The sequence below is a fragment of the uncultured Blautia sp. genome (assembly GCF_902497045.1).
Lineage (GTDB): Bacteria > Bacillota > Clostridia > Lachnospirales > Lachnospiraceae > Blautia_A.
Genome location: NZ_CABVDF010000171.1, coordinates 1 through 6,253, shown reverse-complemented (window position 1 = coordinate 6,253; position 6,253 = coordinate 1). Strand labels below are relative to the sequence as shown.

Sequence of the window (6,253 nt, the reverse complement as noted above, 5' to 3'; positions counted from 1 at the left end):
TTTTTTCATGGATTTTCGTCACATGGGGATACCTGCCCCTGCTGCTCATGAGCATTGGAAGACGGGTGTCAGTAGGCTTCTCCAGACTCTCCGTCCCACGAATCCTCATAACTTTCTTCTGAATATCCGTCCTCCGTATATTCATCCTCCGAATATCCGTCTTCTGAATCTCCATCCTCTGAATATTCATCTGTGTCTTCTGTAGTCTCAGGAGCAGGGCCTACATAATTCCCTTCTCTGTCGTATTCTCCGGTTCCGTTAAAGCCGCCTTCCTCATTATAACCGCCGGTCCAGTCTCCCATGGCATCTATGGTTTCCTGTGTGGGCGCAGGTCCTACATAATTCCAGTTTGCATCATACTCTCCGGAACCAGTATAGTCGCCTTCCTCGTCATAGCCGCCCACCCAGTTTTCCAAAGCATAGTCAAGAGCTGTCATAGGTTTCGGCCCTACATGACGTCCATTTTCATCATATTCTCCGTCGCCGGTATATTCTCCATTTTCATCATAGCCGCCGGTCCAGTTTTCTGCGGTTACCTCCTCGATTTCCGCTTCGAATGTGATGGTTTTTACTGTGCTGTTGATATTTTCGGCGTGAAGAACGCCCTTCTGTCCGGAAAGCTGAGGAAGGATAGCAATCACACGTGTCATTTTATCTTCCAGATTTTCATCCTTGCCAAGATTCACGGTAACATCTCCGTACAGAAGGCTGATCTCATAATTTTCATCAAATTCAATATGCTCTGGAACACTCTCATTTTTTGCAAAGATAGTCGAAAGAGCTACTGCTGTATTCAGAACCGTGTCTTTTATTGGAAGCTTTTCGTTTTTCACTACACGCTTTACCGCAATTCCGTCAAAAAACGGAACTTTTTCATCTCTGCTCTTTTCTCCCTCAATAAAAATCCCGTTTCTGTCAAAATAAACGTAGCTGTCCAGATATGGAATACAGCCTACGGCTTTTTTTTCTTTCAGGCCGATCACAATGGTATTTCTGTTTGATCTGGAAACAGTAAAAGCCTCTACAAAAGGAATATCTCCTGTATCCTCTGTAGAATAGAGAATCGGCGCCAGAATGGAATTTCCCGACATCGGTCCTCTCAGGATCATGGCTTTGATCTCTTTTTCTGTATAATGATCGCTTGCCATAACTTCCACATTTTTTACCTGATAATAAGAAAAGAAAAAGATGATCCCTGCAAGAAGGACTGCTCCCAGTCCTCCCAGCATTATTTTTTTATGTTTGTCTGTAATGTTTAATTTTTTTCTGTATTTCGATGTTCTCATAAAATGCAGTTCCTGTATCCTTTTTAATCTGTCCGCCCAAAGCAGCCAGATCCTCACAAATATTCTGGTATCCCCGGCAGATAAAGGTGCTTCCTTCCACGATTGATTCTCCCTGCGCCGCCAGAGCCGCTATGATCAGAGCTGCGCCTCCCCGGAGTTCTCCTGCTGCCACTCTGCACCCATGAAGAGGAAATCCTCCTGCAATACGTGCCTGCCTTCCGGAAACAGTAATTCGGGCTCCCATCCTTTTCAGTTCTTCAGCCGCTCTGAATCTGTCTTCAAAAATCGTTTCCTGTATACAGCTTACGCCGGAAACCGTCGTAAGAACTGCCATCAGCGGAGATTGAAGATCTGTAGGAAAGCCAGGGTAAACTTCTGTTTCCAGATAAGGGACAGGATACGCGGTTCCCCTTCCGTCAGCTATTAGTTTACCACTCTTCCTGATATATTGTCCACCCATTTTCCTGTACACTTTCAGAAATGCATCCAGTTCCCCTTCCGGCGGATTTTCTATAATAATGCTTCCTCTGGTAGCCGCTGCCGCACAAATATAGGTTCCTGCAACAATACGATCCGGAGGAACTTTCATATCTCCGGCCTTCAGTTTCTTCACTCCATTGATCTCAATACAGCTTTTCCCTTCTCCTTTTATCTCAGCTCCCATTCTCCTTAAATATCTGCACAGCCAGACGATCTCCGGCTCTCTGGCACAATTTAAAAGTGTCGTCTTTCCTTCTGCTGTTACCGCCGCGAGGATTCCCTGCTCGGTTGCTCCTACGCTTCTTTTTTCAAAGCAGATCCTGCTTCCCTTCAGCCCTATACACGACGCTTCCAGAAAACCCTCTTCTTTTATGATATAGCTGCCAAGTCCTTTAAGTACGTGAAGATGCTGATCCACAGGACGTTTTCCTATAACACAGCCTCCCGGATATCCCACCGTGCCTTTCCCGTTTCTTGCAAGAAGCACTCCCAGGAGAATCATGGAAGAACGCATTTTTCCTGTATTTTCTTCAGAGATCACTGTTCCGTCTGCATAACTGCAGTCCAGATACAGGTTATCCCCCTCCCACCAGGTTACTGCTCCCAGGGATCTTAAAATTTCTTCCATACAAAAAACATCGGCAATACACGGACAGCCTCTGAGCACGCTTACTCCCTTATGCAGAAGCGCTGCCGCCATCATAGGCAGGGCCGCATTTTTGGAACCCTGTATGGATATGGTACCCTTTAGAGGTCTTCCTCCTGTAATGCGAATTTCCCCCAATCCCTTCACTCCCAAAAGGCCTCTTTCATTTATCATATGCCAGTTCTGTTTTTCTGTGACAGCTGACGCTGAGAGCAAGCCCCATTTCAGCCAGAAGAAACATGACCGAGGTTCCTCCATAACTGATAAAAGGAAGCGTAATCCCTGTATTTGGTATTGTATTTGTTACTACAGAAATATTCAGGATCACCTGGATCGCCATATGTGCCATAATTCCAGCACATATCAGCGTCCCCTGAAGATCTCTGCTGTGCATGGAGATCACAGAAAGTCTCCACAAAAGAAGACCAAATACAAATATCAAAGCAGCCGCACCCACAAGCCCCAGCTCTTCACATATGATCGAATAGATCATATCATTCTGTGCCTCCGGAACAAACCCCAGTTTCTGGAGACTGCTTCCAAACCCTCTCCCAAACAGTCCCCCGCTTCCGATCGCATAAAGTCCCTGTATCGTCTGAAATCCTTTTTCATACTTTTCCGGATTTCTCCATATGGCAAGACGTTCCAGCCTGTAGCTTTCGGCCGCAAGAAATACTGCCACAAATCCAATGCCGGCAGTCCCCATACCAATAAACTGAACATATCCGGGACTGGACACAAAAATCAGAACTACGCCTATTCCCAAAATAATTACTGCCGTACTTAAATTGTTGGAGCCTACAAGACCTACAATAGGAAGAAGCGTTGCCATAGTTCTGCACATAAACCAGAAACCCGATGTTTTCTTTCGGCTTCTGTCAATCTGCCATGCAAGAAAAAGAATCACTGCCAGTTTGGAGAATTCAGATGGCTGAAAAGAAAAAGGACCGAAAGCCAGCCATCTTTTTGAACCATTGATCTCCTGCCCCACCAGGAGAACTGCCACACTCAGCAGGATAGAAACCAGATAAACAGCCGGGGCCAGTGCAACCATGGCATGATAATCTATTCTGGAGGCTGCATACATAACCCCAAGACCCAGTGCCGTGGCGAAAAGCTGTTTTTTTAAATAATAAGCAGCGTCATGAAAACGAACCCTTCCATTATATGAACTGACACTGTACAGAATGACCAGACCGAAAACTGCCAGAAACAATACCAGTATCAGAAGCAGAATATCCTGTTTTCCGGTTCTTTCCCGGATGCTCTTTTTCATAGACATCCTCCTGCAGCATTATCAATAATAGGTATGATTTCTTTTTTCACAAAAGAACTGCAGCGTTTCTTTATATGGAAAATGACCGGCATTTTACCGGTCATTTTCTGTAGTGATATATATGTAGGTTTTGTGCTGACATGAAAAATCAAAGAGAATTTACAAACTTTTTAAACATATCTCCACGCTGTTCGTAATTATCAAACTGTCCCCAGCTTGCACATGCAGGAGAAAGAAGAACCGCTTCTCCCGGCTGCGCGTTTTCTGCACAAAGCTTTACCGCCTCTTCCAGATCCTCACACAGGATACAGGGACAAACATCCAGACGTTCTGCGGCATCACGGATCTTCTCCTTTGTCTGTCCGATCAGCACCAGTGAGCGTACCTTTCCATTAAAACTGTTCAGCCACTCATCATAACAGGATTCTTTGTCATATCCTCCTGCAATAAGCCAGGTAGGACGATCCATAGCCTGAATACCCTTGATTGCAGCATCAGGATTTGTTCCTTTGGAATCATTATAATAGACCACACCGTCCTTTTCTGTTACATACTCGATACGGTGCTCCACAGCTGTAAACTGGCAGATGCTCCTGCGGATACTTTCCACCGGAACCCCTGCATAATAAGCCATTGCAGAGGCTGCCATCACATTTTCATAATTATGTTTTCCAGGAAGCTTCAGATCCCCTGTTTTTACCAGAGGAATCTCTTCCTTCTCCGTCTTCAGGATAATCTGATCTCCGTCCAGATAAATTCCTCTGTCCAGACTGCGCTCACTGGAAAAATAAAAGGTTTTTGGTACAATATTCTTTCCAAATTCCCGCAGCACCGGATCCTCATAATTCAACACACACACATTTTCCGGCTTCTGATTTTTTACGATCAGTTCTTTTACCCGGATGTATTCCTCCATGGTATGATGCCTGTTCAGATGATCTTCTGTGATATTCAGGATAGCACTGACCTCCGGAGCAAACTTCTCCACTGTTTCCAGCTGAAAACTGGAAATCTCCGCTACGGTCACTGAATCATTTTTCATTTCCAGCGCTTTTGAAGTATACGGTGTTCCGATATTTCCTACCACAAAAACAGACTTCTCCGCATCACTCATGATTTTTCCAAGAAGTGCTGTTGTAGTTGTTTTTCCATTGGTTCCGGTAATGGCAAGTACTCGCCCTTTTCCTGTACGATAAGCCAGTTCCACTTCCCCCCATACAGGCAGCCCCTGCTGATAAAAGCTTTTTACCATAGGAAGATCCGTAGGAACCCCCGGGCTCAAAACTACAAGATCCAAAGTTTCCTGTACCTCCCGGGGAAGTACTCCTGCATAGACCTCCAGATTTTTGATATCAGGAAGCTTATGTATAACTGCTTCTTTATCCAGATCTGCATTTCCATCATAAATAATCGGACAGGCGCCAACCTTTCCAAGCAGTTCTGCAGCTCCAATGCCGCTTTTTCCCGAACCGAATACAAGCACTTTTTTTGCTTTTAAATCCATTTCTGTATCCCCCCTGTTAAAATGCCATGAATGCGATCAGGCACATAATGGCAGTTACTATGGAGAATACAGCTACTACTCTTGTCTCTGACCAGCCGCAAAGCTCAAAATGATGATGGATCGGAGCCATCTTAAAAATCCTCTTTCCATGGGTAGCCTTAAAATATGTCACCTGGATCATAACAGACAGCACTTCCACAAGATAAATGATTCCTACCAGAAGGATAAACAGCGGCATCTGAAGCACATAGGCAGTTCCTGCCACAAATCCTCCAAGAGCCAGCGAACCGGTATCTCCCATAAAGATCTTTGCCGGATATACATTAAACAGAAGGAATCCCATCAGTCCGCCTACCACTGCACAGGTAACAGGTTCTATACCGCTTTTTGTGCCGATTGATACAACTGTAAAAAACACTGCAACGATCAAAGTAACACTGGATGCCAGTCCGTCCAGCCCGTCTGTAAAGTTTACACCGTTGACTGTTCCGATCACTGCAATAAACAAAACAGGAATTGCCAGAATCCCCAGATTCAGATAATGTCCCGGCCAGAAAGGAATCAGCATATTCAATGAGATATCTGTATAATTGAGCAGATAGAACACAAAAACACCTGTTACAATTACCTGGAGAAGAAATTTCTGCCATGGCAGAAGACCGTCGGAACGTCTCAGTACTACCTTCAGATAATCATCAAGAAATCCGATAATTCCAAATCCCAATGTCAAAAACAGGATTGGAATAATGGATGGATAGTCCTTTACATAAAACAAAGATGTAACCACTGCTGCGATCAGGAAGATGATTCCTCCCATAGTAGGCGTCCCGGCTTTTTTCAAATGGGACTGCACTCCCTCAACTCGTTCTGTCTGTCCCATTTTGAGTTTTCTCAAAAAAGGAATGATCACCGGTCCCAGAACCAGACTGATGGCAAAAGAAACCAGAACCGGGATTATAACTTGATAATTCATCCTTACACCTCTTATCATTCTTTCGTTTTTTATGTTTTACAACATAAACAGTATAAAGCTTTTTAAAGAATTTATCAACTGTTACTGT

At 44.5% G+C, this 6,253-nt stretch carries 5 protein-coding genes; all 5 read right to left on the bottom strand.

What is annotated here, in order from left to right:
* Positions 1-68: 68 nt before the first annotated feature.
* A complete protein-coding gene (locus RDS42_RS11285) occupies positions 69-1,286 on the bottom strand; it encodes a cell division protein FtsQ/DivIB (RefSeq protein WP_308783755.1) in 1,218 nt (405 codons plus the stop codon).
* Positions 1,237-2,586, bottom strand: a complete 1,350-nt coding sequence (gene murA / locus RDS42_RS11280) for a UDP-N-acetylglucosamine 1-carboxyvinyltransferase (protein WP_308783754.1) — start codon at positions 2,584-2,586, stop codon at positions 1,237-1,239. Before murA ends, RDS42_RS11285 begins: the two co-directional genes overlap by 50 nt.
* Positions 2,576-3,694 (bottom strand): putative peptidoglycan glycosyltransferase FtsW, encoded by a 1,119-nt coding sequence (locus RDS42_RS11275; protein WP_308783753.1) that lies wholly within the window; start codon positions 3,692-3,694, stop codon positions 2,576-2,578. Before RDS42_RS11275 ends, murA begins: the two co-directional genes overlap by 11 nt.
* 142 nt (positions 3,695-3,836) lie before the next feature.
* On the bottom strand, positions 3,837-5,192 hold the full coding sequence (murD, locus tag RDS42_RS11270) for a UDP-N-acetylmuramoyl-L-alanine--D-glutamate ligase (protein ID WP_308783752.1): 1,356 nt from the start codon (positions 5,190-5,192) through the stop codon (positions 3,837-3,839).
* Between the two features lie 16 nt (positions 5,193-5,208).
* Positions 5,209-6,165, bottom strand: a complete 957-nt coding sequence (mraY, locus tag RDS42_RS11265) for a phospho-N-acetylmuramoyl-pentapeptide-transferase (protein WP_308783751.1) — start codon at positions 6,163-6,165, stop codon at positions 5,209-5,211.
* Positions 6,166-6,253: the final 88 nt, after the last annotated feature.

Excerpts from the sequence above, each read along its gene's own strand:
- RDS42_RS11285 (WP_308783755.1), bottom strand. The coding sequence starts at position 1,286 with ATGAGAACATCGAAATACAGAAAAAAATTAAACATTACAGACAAACAT.
- murA (WP_308783754.1), bottom strand. The coding sequence starts at position 2,586 with ATGATAAATGAAAGAGGCCTTTTGGGAGTGAAGGGATTGGGGGAAATT.
- RDS42_RS11275 (WP_308783753.1), bottom strand. The coding sequence starts at position 3,694 with ATGTCTATGAAAAAGAGCATCCGGGAAAGAACCGGAAAACAGGATATT.
- murD (WP_308783752.1), bottom strand. The coding sequence starts at position 5,192 with ATGGATTTAAAAGCAAAAAAAGTGCTTGTATTCGGTTCGGGAAAAAGC.
- mraY (WP_308783751.1), bottom strand. The coding sequence starts at position 6,165 with ATGAATTATCAAGTTATAATCCCGGTTCTGGTTTCTTTTGCCATCAGT.